23 protein-coding genes and 1 pseudogene are annotated in these 22,654 nt (G+C 74.0%); 11 read left to right on the forward strand and 13 right to left on the reverse strand.

Annotated elements, in window-relative coordinates; translation table 11 throughout:
* Positions 1-37: 37 nt before the first annotated feature.
* From ACFVWY_RS26955 to ACFVWY_RS26980, 6 genes and pseudogenes are all read right to left on the reverse strand, one after another.
* Entirely contained in the window at positions 38-1,333 is a 1,296-nt protein-coding gene (locus ACFVWY_RS26955; RefSeq protein WP_389876986.1) for a cytochrome P450, read from the reverse strand.
* Positions 1,334-1,835: 502 nt separating this feature from the next.
* Positions 1,836-2,666 (reverse strand): M55 family metallopeptidase, encoded by an 831-nt coding sequence (locus ACFVWY_RS26960; RefSeq protein ID WP_389876988.1) that lies wholly within the window; start codon positions 2,664-2,666, stop codon positions 1,836-1,838.
* Positions 2,667-2,736: 70 nt separating this feature from the next.
* Positions 2,737-3,054, reverse strand: a complete 318-nt coding sequence (locus tag ACFVWY_RS26965; RefSeq protein ID WP_389876989.1) for a DUF6191 domain-containing protein — start codon at positions 3,052-3,054, stop codon at positions 2,737-2,739.
* A 69-nt stretch (positions 3,055-3,123) separates the two neighbouring features.
* Positions 3,124-5,580, reverse strand: a complete 2,457-nt coding sequence (locus tag ACFVWY_RS26970; RefSeq protein ID WP_389876991.1) for an FtsX-like permease family protein — start codon at positions 5,578-5,580, stop codon at positions 3,124-3,126.
* A complete protein-coding gene (locus tag ACFVWY_RS26975) occupies positions 5,574-6,311 on the reverse strand; it encodes an ABC transporter ATP-binding protein (RefSeq protein ID WP_389876993.1) in 738 nt (245 codons plus the stop codon). Before ACFVWY_RS26975 ends, ACFVWY_RS26970 begins: the two co-directional genes overlap by 7 nt.
* Positions 6,312-6,530: 219 nt before the next feature.
* Positions 6,531-6,857, reverse strand: a pseudogene (locus ACFVWY_RS26980) (FAD-dependent monooxygenase); the annotation flags it as partial.
* Positions 6,858-7,132: 275 nt separating this feature from the next.
* Between ACFVWY_RS26980 and ACFVWY_RS26985 the strand changes: the two are divergent.
* Entirely contained in the window at positions 7,133-8,404 is a 1,272-nt protein-coding gene (locus ACFVWY_RS26985; protein ID WP_389877025.1) for a sensor histidine kinase, read from the forward strand.
* Positions 8,368-9,036 carry a response regulator gene (locus ACFVWY_RS26990; RefSeq protein WP_389876995.1) on the forward strand — a complete coding sequence of 223 codons (669 nt, stop codon included), beginning with the start codon at positions 8,368-8,370 and terminating at the stop codon, positions 9,034-9,036. The genes ACFVWY_RS26985 and ACFVWY_RS26990 overlap by 37 nt, the downstream gene beginning before the upstream one ends.
* A 19-nt stretch (positions 9,037-9,055) precedes the next feature.
* Here ACFVWY_RS26990 and ACFVWY_RS26995 read toward each other — a convergent pair whose 3' ends face one another.
* Entirely contained in the window at positions 9,056-9,250 is a 195-nt protein-coding gene (locus tag ACFVWY_RS26995; RefSeq protein ID WP_389876996.1) for a hypothetical protein, read from the reverse strand.
* Positions 9,247-9,462 carry a hypothetical protein gene (locus ACFVWY_RS27000; RefSeq protein ID WP_389876998.1) on the reverse strand — a complete coding sequence of 72 codons (216 nt, stop codon included), beginning with the start codon at positions 9,460-9,462 and terminating at the stop codon, positions 9,247-9,249. The genes ACFVWY_RS26995 and ACFVWY_RS27000 overlap by 4 nt, the downstream gene beginning before the upstream one ends.
* 107 nt (positions 9,463-9,569) lie before the next feature.
* Between ACFVWY_RS27000 and ACFVWY_RS27005 the strand changes: the two genes are divergently transcribed.
* The 4 genes from ACFVWY_RS27005 (at position 9,570) to ACFVWY_RS27020 (ending at position 11,256) form a co-directional block, all read left to right on the forward strand.
* Complete coding sequence (locus tag ACFVWY_RS27005) at positions 9,570-10,406, forward strand: helix-turn-helix domain-containing protein (RefSeq protein ID WP_389877000.1); 837 nt, start codon at positions 9,570-9,572, stop codon at positions 10,404-10,406.
* Positions 10,403-10,618 carry a DUF397 domain-containing protein gene (locus tag ACFVWY_RS27010; RefSeq protein WP_389877002.1) on the forward strand — a complete coding sequence of 72 codons (216 nt, stop codon included), beginning with the start codon at positions 10,403-10,405 and terminating at the stop codon, positions 10,616-10,618. Before ACFVWY_RS27005 ends, ACFVWY_RS27010 begins: the two co-directional genes overlap by 4 nt.
* 110 nt (positions 10,619-10,728) lie before the next feature.
* A complete protein-coding gene (locus ACFVWY_RS27015; RefSeq protein WP_389877003.1) occupies positions 10,729-10,938 on the forward strand; it encodes a DUF397 domain-containing protein in 210 nt (69 codons plus the stop codon).
* 108 nt (positions 10,939-11,046) lie between these two features.
* Positions 11,047-11,256: a DUF397 domain-containing protein gene (locus ACFVWY_RS27020; protein ID WP_389877005.1), complete on the forward strand. Its 210-nt coding sequence runs from the start codon at positions 11,047-11,049 to the stop codon at positions 11,254-11,256.
* Between the two features lie 417 nt (positions 11,257-11,673).
* Here the strand turns inward: ACFVWY_RS27020 and ACFVWY_RS27025 are convergent, their stop codons facing one another.
* Positions 11,674-12,525: a hypothetical protein gene (locus ACFVWY_RS27025; RefSeq protein WP_389877007.1), complete on the reverse strand. Its 852-nt coding sequence runs from the start codon at positions 12,523-12,525 to the stop codon at positions 11,674-11,676.
* A 137-nt stretch (positions 12,526-12,662) separates the two neighbouring features.
* Here ACFVWY_RS27025 and ACFVWY_RS27030 point away from each other — a divergent pair, with 137 nt between their 5' ends.
* Entirely contained in the window at positions 12,663-13,934 is a 1,272-nt protein-coding gene (locus tag ACFVWY_RS27030) for an MFS transporter (RefSeq protein ID WP_389877009.1), read from the forward strand.
* 14 nt (positions 13,935-13,948) lie between these two features.
* Here the strand turns inward: ACFVWY_RS27030 and ACFVWY_RS27035 are convergent, their stop codons facing one another.
* Positions 13,949-14,722 (reverse strand): SDR family NAD(P)-dependent oxidoreductase, encoded by a 774-nt coding sequence (locus tag ACFVWY_RS27035; RefSeq protein WP_389877011.1) that lies wholly within the window; start codon positions 14,720-14,722, stop codon positions 13,949-13,951.
* Positions 14,695-15,381, reverse strand: a complete 687-nt coding sequence (locus ACFVWY_RS27040) for a 4'-phosphopantetheinyl transferase family protein (RefSeq protein ID WP_389877012.1) — start codon at positions 15,379-15,381, stop codon at positions 14,695-14,697. Before ACFVWY_RS27040 ends, ACFVWY_RS27035 begins: the two co-directional genes overlap by 28 nt.
* A 597-nt stretch (positions 15,382-15,978) precedes the next feature.
* Between ACFVWY_RS27040 and ACFVWY_RS27045 the strand changes: the two genes are divergently transcribed.
* Both ACFVWY_RS27045 and ACFVWY_RS27050 read left to right on the forward strand, forming a co-directional pair.
* Positions 15,979-18,261, forward strand: a complete 2,283-nt coding sequence (locus ACFVWY_RS27045) for a hypothetical protein (protein ID WP_389877014.1) — start codon at positions 15,979-15,981, stop codon at positions 18,259-18,261.
* Positions 18,251-19,603 carry a hypothetical protein gene (locus ACFVWY_RS27050; protein WP_389877015.1) on the forward strand — a complete coding sequence of 451 codons (1,353 nt, stop codon included), beginning with the start codon at positions 18,251-18,253 and terminating at the stop codon, positions 19,601-19,603. Before ACFVWY_RS27045 ends, ACFVWY_RS27050 begins: the two co-directional genes overlap by 11 nt.
* A 120-nt stretch (positions 19,604-19,723) precedes the next feature.
* Here the strand turns inward: ACFVWY_RS27050 and ACFVWY_RS27055 are convergent, their stop codons facing one another.
* A complete protein-coding gene (locus ACFVWY_RS27055) occupies positions 19,724-20,374 on the reverse strand; it encodes an HD domain-containing protein (RefSeq protein WP_389877016.1) in 651 nt (216 codons plus the stop codon).
* Positions 20,375-20,476: 102 nt separating this feature from the next.
* Between ACFVWY_RS27055 and ACFVWY_RS27060 the strand changes: the two genes are divergently transcribed.
* Entirely contained in the window at positions 20,477-21,439 is a 963-nt protein-coding gene (locus ACFVWY_RS27060; RefSeq protein ID WP_389877017.1) for a GlxA family transcriptional regulator, read from the forward strand.
* Between the two features lie 80 nt (positions 21,440-21,519).
* The gene (locus tag ACFVWY_RS27065) at positions 21,520-22,245 is read left to right on the forward strand and encodes a class I SAM-dependent methyltransferase (protein ID WP_389877018.1); all 726 of its coding nucleotides are present in this window, start codon (positions 21,520-21,522) and stop codon (positions 22,243-22,245) included.
* A gap of 61 nt (positions 22,246-22,306) precedes the next feature.
* Here ACFVWY_RS27065 and ACFVWY_RS27070 read toward each other — a convergent pair.
* The coding region (locus tag ACFVWY_RS27070; protein ID WP_389877020.1) for an aldo/keto reductase at positions 22,307-22,654 on the reverse strand (348 nt) is incomplete at its 5' end.

The raw sequence follows: 22,654 nt of genomic DNA on the forward strand, positions 1-22,654 counted from the left end.
GACGGCGCCGGGGCATCTGCTGGCCCGGTCGTCAGCGTCACGGGTCTCCCCCGACGGCGCGCAGGCGCAGGCCGGCGGTTGCGAGCCCTTCGAAGGTGGTGACCCGGTAGCCGGGTTCCGGGCCGGGCGGCTCGCTCAGGCGGTAGCGGCGGGCGGTCTGCGCGGTCAGGAGCGTCAGCATGGCCATGGCCAGGGCGGCTCCCTCGCAGCCGTGCGGCCCGGTACCGAAGGCGAGGAAGACCCCGGGACTGGCCGGTGAGCCGGAATCGCCGAGCCAGCGCTCGGGCTGGAACCGGTCCGGCTCGGGGTACTGCCGTGCGTCGCGGTGGGCGGTGTAGGGGCAGACGAGCACGGTGGACCCGGCGTCGATGGTGTAGCCGCCGAGCTGGGCCTGCCGTGAGGCGCGCCGGGTCAGCAGCCAGCTCGGGGGGTGCAGCCGGAGCACCTCGCGCACCAGTGCCTGGGTGTACCGCAGGCTGTCGAGGTGGGTACTGGTCGTCGTGGCCGGGTCCGCGGGCAGCAGGGCGGCTTCGGCCGCGATGCGGTCCGCTGCCCAGGGGTACCGGGCCAGGTGGAGCAGGATCCATCCGGCCGCCCGGGAAGGCGTCTCGAAGGTGGCGACGGTGATTCCGGGGAGAGTGTCGAAGATGACCTCTTCCGGCAGCAGGCCGTAGCGGGAGGAGGGCCGGAGCATCTGCCCCAGCACGTCGTCGCCGAGCTGGCCCGATGAACGGCGCTGGCGGACGACGGCCCGCAAAGCGCTGGTGAAGGCGGCTTGCTGACGGGTACGGAACCGCCGTGCCGGGGTGGGAACCCAGCGCGGCCATACCCAGCGCGAGGGGCGCACGAGCACCTCCCGGGCCTCGAAGAGCTGCCAGGCGAAGGGCAGCAGGGCGGGAGCGTCCTCGGAGAAGAGGTAGCGCACGCCGGTCTCCGCCAGGACGGGCCGGACCAGAGGCAGAATCTCCACGTCCCGGTCCGTGGGCCACTGGTCGGCGCATCGGGCGGTGCCGGACGCGATCTCACCGGTCCGGGCCGCAACGGCCTGCGGGCGCAGCCCGCGCATGCGGACGGCGCGCGCGTGGGCGTGCTCCTCGGGCGCAGGTGCTCCGCCAGCCCGCTTCAACGGCGGGAAGAGGGGGGAGGACGGCTTGAGGAAGTCCTGCGCGCGGTGCAGGACCGCTTCACACGGCCCGGCTGCGGCGGCTACGCAGACACCCGGTTCCAGCTGCCAGACGTCCCCGCACTCGGCAGCGCCACGGCGCGCCGCTGCCAGCCGGTCGCGGTTCCAGGCCGCGAAGCTGCCGTCGGGCAGCTGCGGCGGCTCGTTCATCCGGCCCATGAGATCGCCCCTGGCGCTCGTGCCTGTGCAGGCCGATGACGCCAAAGGCCCGGCCTGAGGCCGGCGGGAGCCCGGGAGTGCCCGCCGGCTGTGCGGTCAGGCCTTGTCGGCGGACGTACCCCAGTCGTGGGCCCCGTACGCGCCGTAGTTGCGGGTGAAGGACAGCTTGCTGAGCAGCCTGGCGATCATGATGTGCTCCTCTCGCCTGTTTCACCGTATGCGGCATCTCCTATTTTTTCATAAATGCGATGTATGTCCATAAGGCGCGTTGCTGTTTCCCGAGGCCTGACCGGGGCGCTCGCGTCCCGGGCGTCTTCGCGGCGCCCGGGTGCGGGCGCCGCGCTCCGGTGCAGTCCGGCCGCCCGGCCGGGGCCCGGGGCACGTGGAGCTCTCCTCGTCCGGGCCGCGGCCCCTTCCCGACGGCCGTCGCGGACGCCGCGGGCCGTCGGGAAGGTCCGGCGTCACCTCCCGGTCCGCCGGGACGCCGAAGGCTCTACCGGGGCTTGATGGTGGCGAGTTGGGCGAGCAGCAGGACCAGGCGGTAGGCCTCGGCGAAGTCGGCCGCGGTGAAGGCGACCGTGCGGCCGTCCCCGGTGCGTGAGACGCCCGGTACGAGGGCTGCCAGGTCGACGGTGACCGGTGAGAAGAGGTCGGCCTCGATGTCCAGTGGTCCGGTGAGGGTGAGCGGGGGGACCTGGGCGCGGCGGGCGACGGCTTCGGCGGCCGTACGGCGCAGGAGTTCCCGGGCTTCCCCGGGGTGGAGGGTGACGGCGGCGGCCTGGCCGAGGGCTTCCTTGACCGCGACGGTGTTCGCGGCGGGGACCAGGTCGTGCAGTTCGGCGCAGGCGCGGTCGTCGCCGCTGAGCAGCACGACCGGGACGCCCAGGTGTCCGGCCATGGCGGTGTTGAGGCCGATCTCGCCCATGGAGCGCCCGGCCACGCGTACGTCGAGGATGCCGTCGTTCATGGTGTGGGCCAGCACGGCCGGGCCGCCGCCGGAGCGGGCGTGGTAGCCGATGAGCAGGACCGCGTCGGTGTGTGCGTCGAGGCCGCCGAGCATGCCCAGCGGGCGCGGTTTGCCGCGGACCAGCCGGGCCCGCCGGTCGAGTTGTTCCGGCAGCAGGTTGCGGAACGGGCCGTGCGCGTCGGCGACCCGCACCGTGGCGGTGGGGTCGGCGTCCAGGACACCGGCGATCACGCTGTTCACTTCGGCCGTCATCAGCGCGCGGCCGCGTTCGTAGTCGTAGGCGTCCGGGTTCGTCTCGGTGGGGTGCACGATTCCCGAGACGCCCTCCATGTCGGCAGAGATCAGCACCTTCGTCATCCGGGGAGCCTATGCGCGGTGCGCACCGGCCGGTACCGCGCGGGCGGCGGGGTGTTCTGTGCCCGGCCGGTCAGCAGGTTCCCGGCAGCCGGATCACCGCCGTGCCGCGCACCAGGTCCACCTCGGTGCGGTGGGGCGGGGCGCCGTCCTCCTCGTCGTCGCGCAGGATCAGTGCCGACTGCCGTTCCTTGAGTGCGTGCTGCTTGCCCGCCGAGAAGGCGGCGTGCAGCTGCTCGAAGCCGGTCGCGGAGACCTGCCCCTGCCGGGCGCTGTTCCGCCAGGGCAGCAGCCCGGCCCTGCCCGCCCTCAGAAGCACCTGGTCGATCAGGGCGAGCGCGGTGAGGAGCAGGACCAGTCCCGGCAGCGTCATGAAGACGAGGAATCCCATCGGGCCAGTATCGTCGCCCTCCCCCGCGCGGCAAAGGTGCGGACGGGGCCGGGCGGGGTCCGCGCGGGGTCATGCGCGCACCCCTGCCGAACTCGCCGCCCCGCGCCGCAGGGTGAGGGCGGCCGGGACGAGCGCCGAGAGCGTGGCGAGCACCGCGCAGGCGCCCGTGACCGTGCCGAGCTCCGCCCACGGCATCCCTGCGGGTGCGCGCACCGAGAGCAGGGCCAGCGCGCCGTGCATGCCCAGCAGGTTGAGTGCGGCGACCGCCGCCCCCAGCAGTGCGCCGACCGCGGCCACCGTCAGCGCCTCGGCGGCCACCAGCCGCAGCACCTGCCGCCCGGTGGCACCGGCCAGGCGCAGTGCGGCCAGTTCACGGACCCGGCCGGAGGCCGCCATGGCCATGGTGGCGGCCAGTGAGATGCCGGTGTAGAGAAGGGCGATGCCGAGGACCAGGAGGAATCCGGCCCGGGTCGTCCGGTCGGTGACGGGGTAGGCCGCCCGGAGCCAGGCGTCCCTGGTGCGGACGTGCCCGCCCGAGGGGTGCACCGCGCGGCGCAGTCCGGCGGCGGCGGTGGCCGGGTCGGTGCCGTCGGCGAGGCGGGCGTCGACCCGGCCGACGGGGGCGCCGGGGGCGTTGTGCGGGGTGAGGAGAGCGCCGTTGTCGCCGGTGCCGGTGGACATGACGGCGACGATCCTGAGGTTCTTCCTCGTGCCGTCGCCGAGCCACACGTCGACCCGTTCCCCCACGGTGTGCCGCTCCCATTCGGTGGTGACGGCGATGGAGTCGTCGTCGAGGTCGGTGAGGCGGCCCGCGATGAGCGGGAGGCGGGTGGTCGCGGCGAGCGGGCCGGGTTCGGCGGCCGTGGCCTGCGCGTTGATGAGCGCCACGCCGTCCTCCAGGACGTACACGGCGCTCGTCGCGCTCGGGGAGACCGTGACTCCGGGTACGGCCCGCAGGCGCTGGAGGGTCGCGGGGCCGAAGCCGTCGGGGCCCGCCGGGGTGAGTACGAAGTCGGCGGCCGTACGGGCGCGGGCCTCGGCGGCCTTCGCCCCGTTGAGGGTGGTGGTGGCGCCGAGCAGTGAGCCCGCGAGGGCGACCATGACCAGTACGGGCGCCGCGACGGCGGCGGTGCGGCGCGCCCCGGCGGCGGCGTTCTCCCGCACCAGCATCCCTCCGGCTCCCGGCAGTTGGGCCGGAAGCCAGGTAAGCAGCCGGGTCAGTGGCCGTACCAGGAGGGGTGCGAGCAGGGCGGCCGCGGTGATCAGCAGCATCGGGCGGGTGATGTAGGTCTTGCGCTGGAGCAGTTCGCCCGGGTCCGTCGCCAGGGCGAGGGCCAGGGTCACGGCGGAGGTGAGCAGCAGGGCGGTGCCGAGCAGCAGCCGGCCCCGGGTCATGGTCCGGGTGTCCGCGGATGCTTCGCGCAGCGCTTCGGCGGGGGCGGTGCGTCCTGCCCGCCAGGACGCGGCGGTCACTCCGCACAGGGTGGCGAGCAGTCCGGTCCAGAACGCCAGGTGGTAGGGCCAGGTGTGGTCGCCGATGGTGAACCAGCGGGGCGCGAGGTGTTCGCCGACGGCCCATGCGGCGAGTTCCGGGGCTCCCAGGGCGCCGAGGGCGCAGCCGGTGGCCGAGGCGAGTACGCCGACGGCCAGGGCTTCGAGGGTGACGGTGCGGCGGATCTGGCCCGGGGTCGCTCCGGCGGTGCGCAGCAGCCCGAACTCGCGGCGCCGCTGGGCCACCGCGAACGCGGAGGTCGAGGCGACCACGAATACGCAGACGAAGGCGCTGACGCCTCCCGCGGTGCCGAACAGGGCGTTCATCGCGGTGCGGGCCCGGCTGTCGCGGCCGGGGTCGGCGTCGGCGTAGCGGCGTGCGTCGCCGGTGAGGATCTGGATGCCCGGGTCGGTGCCCACTGTCGCGCGTACGGCCGCCGGGTCGGCTTCGACGACGAGCTGGGTGGTGTGCGGGGACAGTGCGGCGGCGCGGGCGTCGGTGTAGAACACGGCGTTCTCGAAGCCGAGCGGGGTGACGGTGCCGACGACGCGTACGGTGCCTTCGGTGGTGGGTATCCGGGTTCCCTGAAGGGTCCGGGCGCCGCTGACGACGACTTCGCCGGGGGCTTTCGGTGCGCGTCCGGTGCGCAGTTCGTAGGGTGCGTAGGCCGCGGTGGACCAGGGGTGGCCGACCAGGCCGGCGGGGCCGTCCCCGGTGTGCACGGGGAAGGAGCGGTCCTGGACGACGGTGCCGAGGCGGCGCAGTTTCGTGAGGGTGGCGTCGGGTACGGTGCGCGGCTGGGCGAGGCGGTGGGTGCGGTCTCCGGCGGGGGTGGGCACGGTGAGGGTGCGCTGGCCCTGGACGACGGCGGGTGCGGCGGCGAACCGTTCGGGCCGCCGGTCGGGGGTGTCGGCGCCGGAGGCCAGGGCGAGTCCCATGACGGTGATCAGGGCGACGCCCAGACCGAGGGCGGTGAAGCTTCCGGCGAAGGTGACCCAGTGGGTGCGCAGGGTGTGCGGGAGGGTGCTCAGCACGGTGCGGCCTCCAGCCCTGTCATACGGGCGGCGATGTCCTCGGCGCGGGCGCCGGTGAGTTCGCCGTGGACGCGGCCGTCGACGAGGAAGACGACGCGGTCGGCGTAGGAGGCGGCGAGGGGGTCGTGGGTGACCATGATGACCGTGCGGCCGTCCCGGTCGGCCATGGTGCGCAGCAGGGCCAGTACGTCGCGGCCGGTGCGGGAGTCGAGTGCGCCGGTGGGTTCGTCGCCGAAGAGTACTTCGGGGCGGGTGATCAGGGCGCGGGCCAGGGCGACGCGTTGCTGCTGGCCGCCGGAGAGCTGGGAGGGCCGGTGGTGGGCCCGGTCGCCGAGTCCGACCTGCTGGAGCACGTCGCGCAGCTGTGCCTTCTTCGGGCGGTGTCCGCCCAGTCGCAGCGGCAGGGCGACGTTCTGTTCGGCGGTCAGGGCGGGCAGCAGGTTGAACGCCTGGAACACGAAGCCGATGCGTCCCCGGCGGAGCCGGGTCAGTCCGGTCTCGTTCAGTGCGGTCAGTTCCGTGCCGCCCATGACGACGCTGCCGGAGGTGGGCCGGTCCAGGCCCGCGGCGCATTGCAGCAGGGTCGACTTGCCTGACCCGGAGGGGCCCATCACCGCGGTGAACGTGCCTTTCGGGAAGGCGAGCGACACCTGGTCGAGGGCGGTGGCGAGGGTGGCGCCCGCGCCGTACCGCCGGGTCACGGAACGCAGTTGGATCGCGTTCTCGGTCATGTGCTGTTCCACCTCTGCCTGCTTCTTCTGGTCGGTGTGTCCACGAAACCGCGGGAACCCCGGGCGGCGCAGTAGGGGCAGGCCGAGAACTGGGGTAGGGCCAGGCATACCCCGGGGTGCGGGAGCCGGTGGCGCGACGGCCGTGGTGACCGCCGCGCCAACGGAGTTCACGGGGTGGTGGGGGAACCTTCGCGGGAGGCGGCGGCCCGGACCGTCAGCTCAGTGGGCGTTCCCGGTGGTCCTGGCGGTCAGGGCGTGGGCCGTGTTGCCGTCGTGGCCGGTCTCCAGGATCTCGGCGCCGTCGAGAAGGGCGGCCTGGCTGCTGCGGGGGAACATGGCCTGCTCGTACGCGGTGAGCGCGGCCTCGGTGTCGTCGGGGCGGGCGGCGAGGGCACGGCCGAGTCCGGCGCCGTCGAGCAGGGCGAGGCTGGCGCCCTCGCCGTTGGGGGCCGCGAGGTGGGCGGCGTCGCCGAGGAGGGTCACCTCCGGCACCCGGCCCCACCGGGTGCCGGGCGGCAGGGTGTGGTGGGGGTGCAGGACGCGGGCCCGTGTGAGTCCGCCGAGTCCCGCGCCGGTGGTGGTGGCCGGTGTGTGCATGGTGGCTCCTTCGGGGTGGGGCAGCCGTCCGGTGCGGAGGCGGCCGTCTCCCGGAAGGCGGCAGGCCCCGCCGGGCAGGCCGCCGTCGGACGGCCGGCGGATGGCCGGACCCCCGGCAGCGCGCCGGCAGCCTCCGGCAACAGCGCCCCGACGTTCCTGGCGGGTGCGGGCCGTCTACGGTCGTGCGCATGCGTTCTCGGGATGTGCGGAGTGTGTGGCAGGCGATGTCCCGGCCGGGTTTCCTGCTGTCGGTGTGGCCCTGGCGCTGTGCCGGGTATCTGCTCAGCGGTGCGGTGATGGGTGCCGTCGTCCTGGTGGGGCTGGTGGCGGGGACGCTGGCCGGTGGTGTGCTCGTCGTCGTCCTGGTGGGGCTGCCGTTGCTGGTCCTGGTGGCCCTGGCCGGGATTCCGGTGGCCTGGGTGGAGCGGCGCAGGCTGCGTCTGGTGGACGGCGGGCCGGTGTCCGGGCGGCACCGGACACCTGGGGCGCCGGGGTTGTGGGCGTGGCTGACGACCCGGCTGCGGGAGCAGGCGACCTGGCGGGAGTTCGGGTACGCGCTGCTGTTCGCCGGGCTGTTGTGGCCGGTCGACGCCCTTGCGGTGGGGGCCGCGCTGCTCTGTCCGCTGTCCGTGGCGGCTGCCCCGTTGCTGATGGCCACGGTCGGTGGCGGTGATGAGGTGAAGGTGCTGAAGCAGTGGACGGTGACCACCTGGCCGGCCGCTTTCGGGTTCTTTGTGCTGGGGCTGGTGCTGCTGGGGGCCGGGGCGTACGTGCTCGGCGCCGTGGCGGGCGCCCGTGCGGGGCTGGCCCGGCTGCTGATCGCCTCGCGGGAAGGGGAGCTGGACGCGCGGGTGGTCGAACTCGCTCTTTCCCGGGCCCGGTTGGTGGATGCCTTCGAGGCGGAGCGGCGCCGTATCGAGCGGGATCTGCACGACGGGGCCCAGCAGCGTCTGGTGGCCCTGTCGATGACGCTCGGGCTGGCCCGCCTGGACGTCCCGCCCGGCCCGCTCGCCGATCTGCTCACCGCGGCCCATAAGGACGCGGGACGGGCGCTGGCCGAGCTGCGCGAGCTCATCCACAACATCCATCCCAAGGTCCTGACCGACTACGGGCTCACGGAAGCGGTGCACGACGCCGCCGACCGGTGCGTGGTCCCCGTCGATGTCGAGCTGGAGCTGCCGGGCCGTCCGTCCGGGGCCGTCGAGGCCGCGGCGTACTTCGTGGTCTGCGAGGCGCTCGCCAATGCCGCCAAGCACAGCGGGGCCGCCCGTGCGCGGATCAGCGGCGGCCATCACGGCGGGCGGCTCTTCCTGGAGGTGTACGACGACGGGTGCGGTGGCGCGGACGCCGCGGCGGGCAGCGGCCTGACCGGGCTCGCGGACCGGGTGTCGGTCCTGGATGGCAGACTTGCGCTGACCAGTCCGCCGGGCGGGCCGACCCTGCTGCGTGTGGAGTTTCCTTGCGAGTTGACCGGGACGGCCGATCGCTGCGCGTAGTGCTGGCCGAGGACAGTGTGCTGCTGCGCGAGGGGCTCATCGGCCTGCTGGAGCGCTGCGGCCACCAGGTGGTGGCGGCCGTCGGAGACGCGCGGGCCCTGGTCGCGGCGGTCGAGGAGCAGGCCCCCGACATCGTGGTGACGGACGTCCGCATGCCGCCCGGCTTCCAGGACGAGGGCCTGCACGCGGCGGTGCGGCTGCGCGGGCAGCGTCCCTCGCTGCCGGTCCTGGTCCTCAGCCAGTACGTGCAACGGACGTACGCGGCGGACCTGCTGGACTCCGGTGACGGCACGGGCGTGGGCTACCTCCTCAAAGACCGGGTCGGCCAGGTGGAGGAGTTCGTGGCGGCGCTGGGCAGGGTCGCGGACGGCGGGACGGTCGTCGACCCGGAGGTGGTACGGCAGTTGCTGCGCCGCCGCCGTGATCCGCTGGAGCAGCTCACGCCGCGCGAACGCGAGGTGCTGGCGCTGGTGGCCGAGGGCAGGTCCAACGGGGCGATCGCCGAGGAGCTGGTGGTCAGCGAGGCCGCGATCGGCAAGCACATCGGCAGCATCCTCACCAAGCTGGACCTGCCGGTGACGGACCGGACCCACCGCAGGGTGCTGGCCGTCCTGGCCTACCTGCGGTCCTGACCCGACCCGGTCCGGGGGCTCACCGCGTACGCCGCAGGGAGTCTCTCAGCCCGTTCTCCTCGCAGACCCCGGCCCGGATCCGTCGTATCACCGAGGAGTCCGCGGCGCCGTCGCCCTCCGGGCGGGCCCGGCACCGCGCGCACGCGCACGGCGGCCAGCGCAGCGGGTTGAACCCGGCGGCCCCCTCTTCCGGTTCCGGCTCCAGCTCCTTCACTCCGCTCCTCGCCGCCGCGAGCAGCCCGCCGTGTCCTGGTGGCGCCGGAGCAGCACCCGGCAGTCCGTGGCCGCGCTGTAGTCGCGCCGCTCGCTGGCGAGGGCCTCGGCGCGGCGGAGTTCCAGACACCCGTGACAGTCACCGGAATCCGGCTTCCGCGGTGGTTCCTGCGGCAGTTCGTGCCTGACCTGGGCGTCCATGCGTGCGAACACAGGCCACTCCCTTCTGTAGTCACTCCACTACTGAGCGAGATTAGACTTGCCTGGCGCCGGGAGCACTTCAACTTGTTGAGAATGAACGAAAAGCCAGGTGGGAGCCAGTGAACCGCAAGGAGTTGGACCCCGAGAGCAGCCCCGAGGCCGCCTTCGGGGCACGCGTCCGCAAGCTACGCGAGGAAAACGGGTGGAAGCAGGAGGAATTAGCCGGTCGGCTAGGCTACTCCGGCACGCACGTATCCGCCGTCGAAACTGGTCGCAAGATGCCGACTCTTCGGTTCTCGCGCAACGCGGACCAGGTTTTCGGCACCGGAGAAACAGCAGACACGTTCGAACGCCAATTCCGCGAACTCCGGCAGGGCTCACTGCTGGAGGGTTTCCCGCAGTACGTGGGCTACGAGGGCCGCGCGGCGGAGATCCGGCTGTACCAAGTCGGCATTGTCCCCGGCCTGCTGCAAACACCGAAGTACACACGGGCACTGGTGGAAGCCGATGTGTGGCGCGGCGCCATCACGCCCGAACAGGCCGCCGACCGGGTGTCGTTCCTGGCAGAACGCCAAGCGGCCCTGGTACGCCCCCGCCCGCCCACGACACTGGTGGTGATGGACGAGAGCTGCATCCGCAGGCAGGTCGGCGGACCGGAGGTCATGGCCGCCCAGCTCGACCGGCTGCTGAAGTTCGCCGAGCTGCCGAGCACCGTGCTCCAGATCGCCCCGTTCGACATGGCGGGGCACCGTCCGTTCAACCTTCCGATGAACCTGCTGACCATGCTGGATCTGTCCGCAGTCGCCTATGCGGAGTCCCAGATGCGGGGCCATGTGGAGCGCGATACGACCTTGGTGCTGCCCCTGCTGGCCGCCTACCATCAACTACAGGCCGAGGCGCTGTCCCAGGCGGCATCGGTGGCCATGATCATTGAGGCACGAAAGGGCATCTTGTGACGACCACGAACGGGTTCCCCCGCTGGTTCAAGTCCTCGTACAGCTCCAACGGCGGCGACTGCGTGGAGGTCGCCGCGAACCTTGCCGCCTCGCACGGCGTGATCCCCGTCCGCGACTCCAAGCGCCCCGCCACCGCGGCACTGAACGTACCGGCCGCATCGTTCGCCTCCTTCATCGCGGGCGTGAAGTCCGGGGCGTTCGGCACCGTCTGACACACGTACGGTTCACAGCCGCCCCGTCATGCCCCAGGTATGACGGGGCGGTTGTGGTGTCCCCGCCGACCGCCTACCGTCGCCTTCGAGCAGCGACGAAAGGACACCCCGTGACGAACGAATCGCCCCGCTGGTTCACGTCCTCGTACAGCTCCAACGGCGGCAACTGTGTAGAGGTCGCCGCCAACCTTGCCGCCTCGCACGGCACGATCCCCGTCCGCGACTCCAAGCGCCCCGCCGCCGCCACACTGAACGTACCGGCCGCATCGTTCGCCTCCTTCATCACCGGCGTGAAGACCGGGGCGTTCGGCACCGTCTGACACACGTACGGTTTGCCAGTCCCTCTGCCATTCCCCATGCGAGGCAGGACAGGTGTGGTGTCCTGCCGACCGTCTGCTGTCACTTACGAGCATCCAGAAAGGGCACCCGTGACGAACGAATCCCCTCGCTGGTTCACGTCCTCGCACAGTGAGAACGGTGGCGCCTGCGTACAGGTCGCGGCCAACCTCATCGCCCCGTGCGGCATCGTCCCGGTCCGCGACTCCAAGCGCCCCGCCGCCGCCACACTGAACATGCCGGCCGCATCGTTCGCCTCCTTCATCGCCGGTGTGAAGGCCGGGGTGTTCGGCACCGTCTGAGTCCGGGGCGGCCGTGCCCAGGAGCGCACCGCCCCGTCCGTCCCGCAGCGTGGCGCCCCGGCCTGGCGGGCTTGGCCCCGTGGAATCGGACGACTGGCACCGCGACAGCGGTGAGGAGCTGCCCGGGGTACCGGCGGCGGACGACGCGGTGCACTGGATGGCGGTGGAGCGGGTCTACGGCCTGGCCTGGCAGAGGCCCGGCCCCGAGAACGGGGACGTACTGCAAGGGATCTGCCGGGATCTGCCGGGATCTGCCCGGCTGGCAGCCTCTCGCTTCCGGCGCCGCCCGGTGGTTCGCACCGGACGAGGACCGGGACCTTCACCTGTGGGCTTCGGCCGAGCCCCCGGGCCTCCAGGTCTCGGGGGTGCTGGCGCGGGAGATGTGGCGGGACTGGGACTCCCGGTTCTGCCGCGCGGTCACGAGCCGTGGGCTTGCCCGGTTCGTGTGCGTATGACGCGCGTCCGCGCGCCGTCTGCCGCGGAGCTCGCGGCAGGCGGTGTCCGGTGCTGGCCCGCGGCCGAGAGCTGGCGCAGGGTCCAGCCACGTCCGTGGGGGTCCAGGGGGCGGGTGGCCGTGGTGAAGATCTCCGCGGCGCGGCGGTAGGACAGCCGCCCGCGGCCCGTCCTGAACAGCGGTCCGTCGACGCGTCCGAGGGTGAGCAGCGGGAGCAGTCCGGCCGTGCCCGTGCCCCAGCGCAGCTGAGGGGTGCCGTGTTCCCGGGTGCGGCGGCCGGGGAGGTCGAGGTCGTCGATGTCGAGGGCGAGGGCGCGCTCGATCGTCGCGCCGGCCTCGTGGAGCAGGTGCCAGAACGTCTGTTCGCGCAGCGGGGCGGGCAGTTCCAGGACGGCTCGGGCCTGGCTCGGGCCGAGGCGGGCTTCGGCGTGTGTCCGCTGTGTGACGGGCAGGCGCCGCAGGCCCGCCGCGGGGTCGGTGGTGAGCCAGCCCTGTTCCCGCCACCAGCGCAGCGCGGCGGCGAGTACCGACAGTTCCCGGTTGGCGGTGCGGGCTCCGACCGTGGCGGACCGTTCGGCGAACGCGTCGCGCAGCCGGGCCGCGGCGTGCGGCGTGTCCAGCAGGGCCAGGGGGACGGCCGGGGGCGGGGCGTTGCGTCGCTCGCCGCCCGTCGGCGGGGTGCGGTCCACCAGTGCCCAGGCCCATGTGGTGAGGGCGATCCGGTAGACGCGGCGCGATCCCGCGCCCAGGGCGGCGGCGGACAGGAACCGGTCGGCGGCGACGGCGTACTCCACCGGGTTCGCGGTCTGGTTCACGTTCCCTCCATCCGAACAGACCGCAGTAAACGGATCTTCTGCGGGTGCTGACGACAGATTAACTTGACATGAGTCGGCTCAGGTTATTTGGGCGGAGGCTCTGGCGTGTCCTCCTCCGGTCCGTGCAGCCTGCGCGCATGTCCCTTTCACACCGCCTGGCGGTCGTCCGCGCACGCGACTTCCGCCTCTTCTTCATCGGGTACGCCACTTCGCTGCTCGGCTCGTCCATGGCCTCGATCGCGGTCTCCTTCGCGGTCCTGGAGAACGACGGGGGTGGTACCGAGCTGGGCATCGTCCTCGCGGCCCGGATCCTGCCGCTGTTGCTCGTCCTGCTGGTCGGCGGAGTCGTCACCGACCGTCTGGGCAGCCGTCAGGTGATGATCACCGCCGATGTGGTGCGCTGCCTCAGCCAGGCCGGTATCGCCGTCGCCCTGTTCAGCGGTTCCCCCGGGCTGTGGACGCTGGTCGCGCTGGTCGCCCTCTGGGGCGCGGCGGAGGCTCTGTTCACCCCGGCGCTCAACGCCCTCGTCCCGCACCTCACGAAGGGCGGCACACTCTCCGACGCCAACGCGCTGCTGGGCATGGCCCGTTCGTTCGCGTCGGTCGCGGGACCGGTGCTCGCGGGGGTCCTGACGGCGGTCGCCGGGGCGTCCTGGGTGCTCGCCCTGGACTCCGCCAGTTACGCGGTGAGCATCGTCGCGCTGTTCCTGCTGCCCCGGACCGCCGTGACGGCCTCGCCCGCTTCCTCGTTCGCGGCCGATCTCCGGGAGGGCTGGGCGGAGTTCCGTTCCCGTACCTGGCTGTGGGCGACGTCGCTGCAGGTCTGCCTGTTCAATCTTCTCGTGTGGGCGCCGTTCCTGGTCCTGGGGCCGGTCGTCGCCCAGCGGCGGCTCGGCGGCGCGGGTTCCTGGGGGCTGGTCATGGCGCTCTACGGGGCCGGTGCGATGGCTGGCGGCGCGGCGATGCTCGGCCGTCAGCCGCGCCGTCCGCTGTTCGTGGCGACGGTGTCCGCCCTGGGCTGGTCACTGCCCTCCGCCGTCCTCGCCGCCGGTGGGTCACTTGCCTGGGTCTGTGCCGCCGCGCTGGTGGCCGGGGCCGGCTCGGCGGTCTGCGGCACCCTCTACGCGACGGTCACGCAGCAGCAGGTGCCTCCGGGCTCCCTGGCCCGGGTCAGCGCGTACGACGCCTTCGGGGCGTTCGCCCTGGGCCCGGTCGGGCTGGCCGCCGCCGGTCCCGTCTCGGTCCTCGCCGGCACGTCCGCGGTGCTGGGCTTCGGCGCGCTGTGGCAGACCGTCACGGTGGCCGCGCTGCTCGCGCTGCCCGCGGTGCGTGCCGTGTTTCCGCGCCCCGCCCCTGACGGGCCCGTGGATGCCGGGGCCGGACCGGCGGCACGGGAGGAAGCCGTCTGAGACCCCGGGCGGGGTCAGGCGGTGGCGCCGCCGTCGACGGGGATGCAGGCTCCGGTGATTCCGGCGCCGGGGCGGGAGGCGAGGAGGAGGACGGCGGCGGCGACCTCCTCGGGGCGGGTGAGGCGGCCGGTGGCGGTGCGGTCGGTGAAGTGGCGGACCAGGCCGGGGTAGTCGGTGCCCAGGGCGCGGGCGGCGCGGGGGCCCTGCCGGGTGAACCAGTCGGTCTCCACGGCGCCGGGGCACACGCAGTTGGCGGTGACGCCGTACGGGCCGGTCTCCTTGGCCAGGACGCGGGTGAACCCGATCAGGGCGTGCTTGGCGGCGGCGTAGGCACACAGGCCGGGGTCGGGGTCACGGCCCTCGATGGAGGAGATGGTGATGATGCGGCCGGAGCGCTGCGGGATCAGGTGGGACAGGGCGTGGCGGGTGGTGTAGAGGGCGGAGTCAAGGTTGAGGGCGAGGGTGTGGTGCCAGGTGTCGTCGGTGATGTCGGCGACGGTGGCGAAGTCGGTGGCGCCGCCGACGTTGTTGACGACGATGTCGAGGTGTCCGTAGCGCTGCACCGTTTCGTCGACCGCGCGTTCGGCGTCGCCGCGGTCGGTGGCGTCGGCCACGCACAGGGCGATGTCGTCCCCGGCGCCGAGTCTGGCGAGGGCGGCCCGGCCGGCGGCCTCGGAGCGGCCGGTGATGACGAGCCGGGCGCCGTGGGCGTGGAGGGTGTGGGCGATGGCCAGGCCGATGCCCCGGGTGGCGCCGGTGATCAGTGCCGTCCTGCCGGTGAGGTCCATGGGTGCTCCCGTCGTGGGCGGGGTGGGGGCTGGTGGATGGCGAGGGTGACCGTGTGAGGTGCGCCGGGCAGCGTCAGCGGGATCAGCTGCCAGCCGCGCGGCGCCATTTCATGGCCGAGCCGGGCCACGCAGAGACGGGGGCGCAGGGTGATCTCCGCGTCGACGAGTGCCCGCAGCAGGGACCAGCCCAGGGTTTCGGCGATGGCTTCCCTGGCCGTCCACAGCATGAGGAACTCCTCCCTGCGTACGGGCGCGGGCCGGCCGGACGCCGTGGCCCCCTCTCCCGGCCGGAGGGCGAACCGCAGCAGGTGCGGCGGCGGCGGGGAGGCCAGGTGCTCGATGCCGATGCCGATCCGGGTGGTGCCCCGGGGGGCCGCGAGCAGCGCGGCCACGGTCACGGGGCCGCTGTGGGCGGCGGTGAGGCGCAGGGGCGGCAGGTTCTGTTCCGGGGCGAGTCCGGGCCGCCCGAGCGGGTCGCGGATCACGGTGACGGTGGCGACGGGGCGGGCCTGCCGGGCCGCGACGGCGTGGCGCAGCAGGACCCGGCCGGGTACGGGGCGGCCGTGCGGGGCGATGTACCACCAGAGGTCGACCGGGCCCGCCGTGGAGACGACCCGGCGGTGACGGGCGCCGGTGAGGGTGTGCGGGGGCCGGGTCACGGGGTGTCGTCCCCGGCACCGGCGCCCCGGCTGTGCGCACGGTCCGCGGCGTCCTTCGGCGGCCGGGAACGCTCCGGCGGAAACCGTTCTCCTGGCTCGCCGGACACGACGGCACAGCGCTCGGCCAAGGCAGCTCCTCTGCACGGGGCGGTACATGGGGAATGCGGGGTCTTTCGAGGCGGGCCGGCAGAAGGGGGCGGTCCGTCCGGCCCCGGGCGGGGGGCGGCCGTCCGGGGGCATGCGGCCGGGAAGAAGGCGGGAGGGGGCACTGTGCTGACCGGAGCGGAACCGGGACGGGCACCGGAGCGTGGTACCGGACGGAAGGGGACCAGGGCGTGCGCCCGCCCCGCACATGCACAGTCAACGTACGGTTCGGCGGCACCCGTGGTCATCACCCACACGAATGACAGGGGGGCGGCCGGTGGCAGAACCCGGCTGCCGAACGCGCGGGCGCGAAAGCGAGGGCGTCCGCTGCGCCCAGGGGCTGGAGCCGGTGCCCCGGCACGGCACGGCCCAAGGAGCGTCTCTTTGCGGGCATTCGGCTCCTGGTTCAGACCGGGAGGCGTCCGTACTTATCGGGAACAGGCCATAGGTAGAGTGACCGGCCGAACCACCGGGGAGGGCTCGCTGATGCGGACGCTGGCAAGGACGCGGGGACAGAGCGGGGTGTTCGGGGCCCGGACGGGTGCGGCGCTCGTGCTCACGGCTCTCGTGCTGCTCGGCGGCACCGGGGCGGGCGTGGCGGACGGCCCGTCCCCCGCGCCGGGCACCGCGGCACCCGGTACCGCGGCGGCGGGCACCACGGCGGCGGGCGACGCTACCCAGCCCGAGCGCCTGGCCGGAAAGCTGCGCGGGAATCCGGTGTACGTCTCGGCCGCCCGCCCCCGCGACCTGCCGCGTTCGCTCGCCCCGGACATCGCCGCGCTCGCCGGGCGTACCGGTGTGCCCACCTATGTACTGGCGCTGCCCGCGGGCGATGCCACCCTGCTCGCGCTGGTGCACGACCGGCTGGGCGAGGACGGCCTGTACGTGCTGATCAGCGGCCACAACACCCTCTACGCCTCCGCGTTCGGTGTCGACGTCCCTGCCGATGAGGCCCTTCGCGTCGCCCTGTACGGCACCCCGTACAGGGCGGGGCCGCTCGCGGCGTTCGAGTCGTTCGCCGACGCGATCGCCTCCGGGCGGGACCGGGCCGCCTCCCGGGCCGACGCGTTGTACGCGCGCTACCGCACGGACGGCAGGCCCGGTCAGTACATCAGTGCCACCGACCGGCAGAACCAGAATCTGCTGCTCGGCCTGGCCGTGGTGGTGGTCCCCGGTCTGGTGCTGGCGCTCGGCGTCCGGCTCTCCCTGCGCAGGCCGCGGACGGCCGGGGGCGCTTCCCCGGACAGAAGGCGGGTCCGCCTGGACAAGAACCCGGACAAGAACCCGGGCAGGGGCCGGGGCGAGGGCGGCGGGAAGGGCCGGGATCCGGGGATGTCGGCGGTGAGGCAGCGGGCCGGGGCGCGTGCCTGGTTCTCGGCCCGGCGGCGCGGTGTGCTGCCGGTGTCGGTGGTGGCGGTGGTGGCCGCCGTGATCGCGGTGGTGCAGCTCGCGCCCGCGGTCTTCCCGCAGACCGTCGACGGCCCGTACCTCCGCGTCACCGAGGACGACCTGGGCGCCCGGGTGGAGGAGGCCGCCGCCGGGCTCGCCGCCGGGCCGGTCTACCAGGACCCGTCCACCGCGGACGTGCTGAGCGGCCCGGACCTGTCCGCGCTCCGTCGGCGGATCGCCGCACTCGTGCCCCGGGGGCCGGTGCGCGTCCTGGTCACGGCGAGCAGTTCTGACGACGAGAGCGGCGGCGACCGGCGCCTCCTGCTCGCCCGGGTCCACCAGCGCACCGGCCAGGACGGTGTCTACGTGCTGGTCGATCCGGTGTCCGGGGTGATCGACCTGGACACCTTCGGTACGGGCCGGGACGCCGCGGACCGTTTCCGGAGCCTGTCGTCCTCGGTCTCCTACCCGGAGTACCGCGGCGACGGCGGCCTGCGGGTGATGCCGCGTCTGGACAAGGTCCTGGACGCCGTGGCGGAGGCCGGGCCGGACGAGGGGGGCGACGCCTGGGCCCGCGACACCGCGCTGCCGCCGCTCCACGACAACCGGCTGCCCGGCCTGTTCAGCAGCGACTTCGGGCCCGGGGTCATGCTCGGCGCCCTGCTGCTGTGCGTGCTGCTGCCGGTCCTGTGGCTGCTCCGGGCGCTTGTGCGCGTACTGCTGCGGCGCTCCCGTCGTACCGCCCCGGCCGAGCCCGCGCCGTCCCGGCGCACCGGGCCCCGGCGCGTCACCGCGCTGCCGTCCGTGCGGCAGCTGCGCGCCTGGGCCGGTTCCGATGCCCGTGAGCTGGCCGCCCAGCTGGCCGCCGCCGCGCGGGACGCGCCCGGCCGGGCCCGCGCCTGGGACTGTCTGGACGCCGCCGGGCTGCTGGCCGGAACCGGTGACGGGCCGCGCCCGGACCGGGCCGGCGAGGCGGGCACCCTGGTGGCGGTCGTGGTTCTCGCGCGGGCCGGGCTCGCCTCGCTCGGGGACCGGCCGCCGTCCGCCGTGTGCAGGCTCAATCCGCTGCACGGCGAGGCCACCGGCGGCCGGGTTCCGGCCTGGCTGGCCGAGCACGGCACCGGCCCCCGGTCCGCGCGGCTCTGTCTCGGCTGCCGCGGCGCCTTCCGCGTCGGCGCCAGCGGGGCCGACTGCGAACGGGCGGCCGCCGGACGGCTGCTGAGCCTGCCCGCGACGAGCGGGGGCGCCCGGGTCTCCTGGGACAAGGCCGGTCCGGTCCTGCCGGCCGCCCTCGAAGGAATCGACGCACTCATCCTCAGGGCCAGGGAGTCCGCCAGTGTCCAGTGACCGCTTGCCCGGAGCCTTCCCCCGCCCGCCCCGTGGCCGCCGCCCGGCCGGGGCCCTTTCCCGCCGGGCCGCCGGACTGCTGGCCGCGCTGCTGGCCTGCACGGCCCTGGCCGGCCCCGGCACCGCACGGGCGGATACCCCCCGGACCGGTCCGTCCGCGGCGGCGATCGCCCGGGCACTGGCCAGCAGCCCCGTCTATGTCGACCCGTCCTTCGCCGCCGCCGTCAACGCCTCCCAGCAGCAGGACCTGGCCGACCAGATCACCAGGACCGGGCTGCCGGTCAAGGTGGCGCTGGTGCCCCTGGAGAAGGGCGACGCCTACGACGGCGAGGCCCGTGCCCTCGCCTCGGTGCTCAAGGAGCGGCTGGGCCTGCGGCGGCTGATCCTGATCACCAACGACTCGTACGGGAAGTGGCTCACCGGCACCGAGTGGCCCACCGACGCCCACCAGACCCGCGACGCCGCCGCCGCGGTCGGGTTCCTGGAGGAACTCGACGACGCCGGGCTGGCCGCCCGGATCTCCAGGGCTGTGGACCTGGTCAAGGACAAGAAGGGCACCGAGGTCTACCGGGCCGAGACCGCCCGGATCGACAGGGAGCATTCGGCCCGGCCAGAGGTCCGCGAGAACGTCTCCGGCTCCTCCGGCGGCGGGACGGGGACCGTCCTCGTGACCGTCGTGGCGGTGCTCGCGGCCGCCGGTGCCGTGTTCCTGGTGCGGCGGCGCCGCACGCCCCGGCCCACCGCCTTCGCCTTCCCCGACGCCGTGTTCGCCGCCGACCTGGCCGCCGACGAGGCCGGGCTGCGCCGCCGGGCCGCCGATGAACTCCTCGCTCTGGGCCGGGCCGTGGAGGACGCCGAGAGCACCCCGGGCCTGGGCGGGGTGCTGGACGCGTACGACGCGGCCGGCCGGGTACTGGACGCGGCACAGGGGCTGCCCGATCTGGCCGGTGTGCTGGCCCTGGTCGCCGAGGGGCGCTCCGCGCTGGCCGGCTCCCCCGCGCTTCCGCTGTGCTTCTTCGACCCCCGGCACGGCACCGCCGTGCGCCGCACGGTGTGGCGGCCGCTCGGGCGCCGGGAGCGGGCCGACGTCGCGGTCTGCGAGGACTGCGGGCAGTGTCTGCGCGCCCGCCGCGCGCCGCGGGTGCTGGCGGTCCGCGACCGGGGCCGTACCGTCCCCTACTTCGAGGTGCCCGCCGAACGCAGCCTGTGGGCCGCCACCGGCTACGGCTCCCTGCTGTCCGGTCCCGGCGACACCCTCGCCGCCCGGGTCTCCGCCGGGGGGTTCAGCCGTACCCGGAAGCAGTCGCCGGGCAGCCGGGAGCCGGGCGGGGACGGGGCCTGACGGTCTCCGCGCCTGCGCGACGGGCAGAGGCGGATGACGGGCAGAGCGCGATGCCGCCGCTTCTGCGGGCGGCCGGGCCCCGGCGCGCCGCGGTCTGCGCAGGCCCGCCGGGGCGGGGGGTCACTCCGGCCAGTCGGAGTGCTGGATGACCTCCACGAAGTCGCCGCGTTCGAAGCCGGGGACGAAGTGGGCCAGTACATCGGCCTTGACGTTGCCGAAGGCGGTGCCGGGGCGGTCCTTGATGCCGTCGGTGAACGCGGCGAGGATACGGTTCTTGAAGTCGGGGCGGGGGTGCGCGGCGACGACGGCGGCGCGCTGCTCGTCGGTGACGGCGTGGTAGCCGATGCCCAGGACGTCCAGTTCCACACCGCGGGTGACCAGGGCGATCTCGGGGGCCATGTGGAGCGGGATCTCCGGTGTGGTGTGCAGGGCGATGGCGGTCCACACCCGCTGGGCCGGTTCGCCGGTGATGCCGTGCGTCTGGAGGAAGCGGCGCGCCTCGTCCGCTCCGTCGATCTCGAACCGCTGGTCGGTGCGGGCGAAGCGGCCGGTCAGGCCGAGGTCGTGGAACATCGCTCCGATGTAGAGCAGTTCGGGGTCGAAGTCCAGTTTCTGTTCGGCCCCGCGCAGGGCCCCGAACAGGAACACCCGGCGCGAGTGGTCGAACAGCAGCGGGGAGGCCGCCTCGCGCACCAGCTCGGTCGCCTCCCTCGCCAGGGCGCTGTCCGGGACGCGTACGCCCGCGATCGTCTGAGAGGTCTCGGTGGTCATGGGGTGTCTCCTTGAGGGGCCGGGCCGGCTGGTGCCTCCACGGTCGCGCGCGGCCTAGGCTGGCGCCATGTCCGTACAGCCACATGCACCACGGATTAAGACATGACGCGGCGGGTCGGCTTTCTCGTCTTCGACGCCGTGACCCTGCTCGACGTCAGCGGTCCGCTGGAGGTGTTCCACCGGGCGGCGCGGCTCGGCCACGCTTACGGGACGGTCCTCGTCTCCCCTCGCGGCGGGCCCGTCACCACCTCCAGCGGGGTCACGCTGGCCGCCACCTCCGCGCCGCACGACGCCGGGCCGCTGGACACCCTGGTCGTCGCCGGGGCCGACCGTCTGGCCGGCGAGGGGCTTGACGGGGCGTTGCTGGCCGCCGCCGGGACGCTGGCCGGGCAGGCCCGGCGGGTGGCCTCCGTGTGTACCGGCGCCTTCGTCCTGGCGGGACTCGGGCTGCTCGACGGCCGCCGGGCCACCACCCACTGGCGGCATGCCCGCGCGCTGGCCCTGCGCCATCCCCGGGTGCGGGTCGAGCCCGACGCCCTTCACGTCCGTGACGGCCGCTTCCACACCAGTGCCGGGATCAGTGCCGGGATCGATCTGGCCCTGGCGCTGGTGGAGCATGACCACGGCCCCGAGGCCGCCCGCGGGGTCGCCCGTGAGCTCGTCGTGTTCATGCAGCGCCCCGGTGGCCAGTCCCAGTTCTCCGCGGCGCTGGCCACCCCTCCCGTCCGCGGTGACCTGCTGCGTACGCTCACCGCCGCTGTTCTCGCCGATCCGGCCGCCGATCACAGCCTGCCCGCCATGGCCGCCACCGCCGCCGTCAGTACCCGCCACCTCACCCGGCTCTTCCGCAGCGGGGTGCGCACCACTCCGGCCCGCTGGGTCGAGCGCGTACGGCTGGACCGTGCCCAGCAGCTCCTTCTCGACGGTCACAGCATCACGTCCGCCGCCCGTCTCAGCGGTCTGGGGAGCGACGAGACCCTGCGCCGTGTCTTCGCCCGTCATCTGGGCACCACGCCCACCGAGTACCGCAGGCGCTTTGGCACCACCGGCCCGCCGGCGTCCTGAGGGGCGGGGGCTCTCCGGCGGCCGGCCGCCGGGCGGAAGAGGATGGCCGGCCGGGGCGGGGGTTGCGTACGTTCGGCCGTATGGCTGACGAATGCTTCGCGGATCCGCGGCTCGCCGCGCTCTACGATCCGCTCGATCCCGACCGCAGCGATCTCGACGCCTATCTCCGGATGGTGCGGGAGTTCGGGGCGCGGCGGGTGCTGGACATCGGGTGCGGGACGGGGGTGTTCGCGCTGCTGCTGGCCGGGCGCGGCATCGAGGTCACCGGTGTCGAACCCGCTCTGGCGTCCCTCGGTGTCGCGCGGGCGAAGCCGGGCGGTGAGCGGGTGCGGTGGATCCACGGGGATGCGACGGGGCCGTTGCCGCTGCGGGTGGATCTCGCGACGATGACGGCGAACGTCGCCCAGGCCATCGCTGATCCGCGGGACTGGCGGCTGACGCTGCGTCACACCCGTGCGGCGCTGTCGCCCGGCGGGCGGCTGGTCTTCGAGACCCGTGATCCGGCCCGGCGGGCCTGGGAGGAGTGGACCCGCGAGCGGTCGTGGTGCGTGACGGAGGTCGCGGGGGCCGGGTCCGTGGAGAGCTGGGTCGAGCTGGTCGGGGTGGAACTGCCGCTGGTGACGTTCCGCTGGACGTATGTGTTCGCGGCGGACGGGCAGGTGCTGACCTCGGACTCGACCTTGCGTTTCCGGGAGCGGGAGGAGGTCGAGGAGGATCTGGCCGCGCAGGGCTATGCGGTGGACGAGGTCCGGGACGCGCCCGACCGGCCGGGCAGGGAGTTCGTCTTCGTGGCGCGCCGCCCCTGACCAGCACTCTGCCGGACGGTGCCTGGGGCGCTGTCCGGCAGACGGGGGCTGGCTGGTGGGGTCAGTTGAATTCGTCGGGGTCGGGGCCGGTGCGCAGGCCGCGGTCGGTGGCGGTGATGGCGGTCATGTCGTCGTCGGTGAGGGTGAAGCCGAAGACGTCGAGGTTCTGGCGGATGCGGGCGGGGGTGACGGACTTGGGGATGACGATGTTGCCGAGCTGGAGGTGCCAGCGCAGGACGACCTGGGCGGGGGACTTGCCGGTGCGTGCGGCGATCGTGGTGATGGCCGGGTCGGTGAGGACGGCGCCCTGGGCGAGGGGGCTCCAGGCTTCGGTGGCGATGTGGTGCCTGGCGTGGAAGGCGCGCAGTTCGGCCTGCTGGAGGCCGGGGTGGAGTTCGATCTGGTTGAC

This window comes from Streptomyces sp. NPDC058195, assembly GCF_042883525.1.
In the GTDB taxonomy this organism is placed as follows: Bacteria; Actinomycetota; Actinomycetes; order Streptomycetales; family Streptomycetaceae; genus Streptomyces.

Bases quoted from the DNA above. Each gene is read 5' to 3' on its own strand.
- ACFVWY_RS26955 (WP_389876986.1), bottom strand. From the start codon at position 1,333: ATGAACGAGCCGCCGCAGCTGCCCGACGGCAGCTTCGCGGCCTGGAAC.
- ACFVWY_RS26960 (WP_389876988.1), bottom strand. From the start codon at position 2,666: ATGACGAAGGTGCTGATCTCTGCCGACATGGAGGGCGTCTCGGGAATC.
- ACFVWY_RS26965 (WP_389876989.1), bottom strand. From the start codon at position 3,054: ATGGGATTCCTCGTCTTCATGACGCTGCCGGGACTGGTCCTGCTCCTC.
- ACFVWY_RS26975 (WP_389876993.1), bottom strand. From the start codon at position 6,311: ATGACCGAGAACGCGATCCAACTGCGTTCCGTGACCCGGCGGTACGGC.
- ACFVWY_RS26985 (WP_389877025.1), top strand. From the start codon at position 7,133: ATGTCCCGGCCGGGTTTCCTGCTGTCGGTGTGGCCCTGGCGCTGTGCC.
- ACFVWY_RS27030 (WP_389877009.1), top strand. From the start codon at position 12,663: ATGTCCCTTTCACACCGCCTGGCGGTCGTCCGCGCACGCGACTTCCGC.
- ACFVWY_RS27035 (WP_389877011.1), bottom strand. From the start codon at position 14,722: ATGGACCTCACCGGCAGGACGGCACTGATCACCGGCGCCACCCGGGGC.
- ACFVWY_RS27055 (WP_389877016.1), bottom strand. From the start codon at position 20,374: ATGACCACCGAGACCTCTCAGACGATCGCGGGCGTACGCGTCCCGGAC.
- ACFVWY_RS27060 (WP_389877017.1), top strand. From the start codon at position 20,477: ATGACGCGGCGGGTCGGCTTTCTCGTCTTCGACGCCGTGACCCTGCTC.
- ACFVWY_RS27065 (WP_389877018.1), top strand. From the start codon at position 21,520: ATGGCTGACGAATGCTTCGCGGATCCGCGGCTCGCCGCGCTCTACGAT.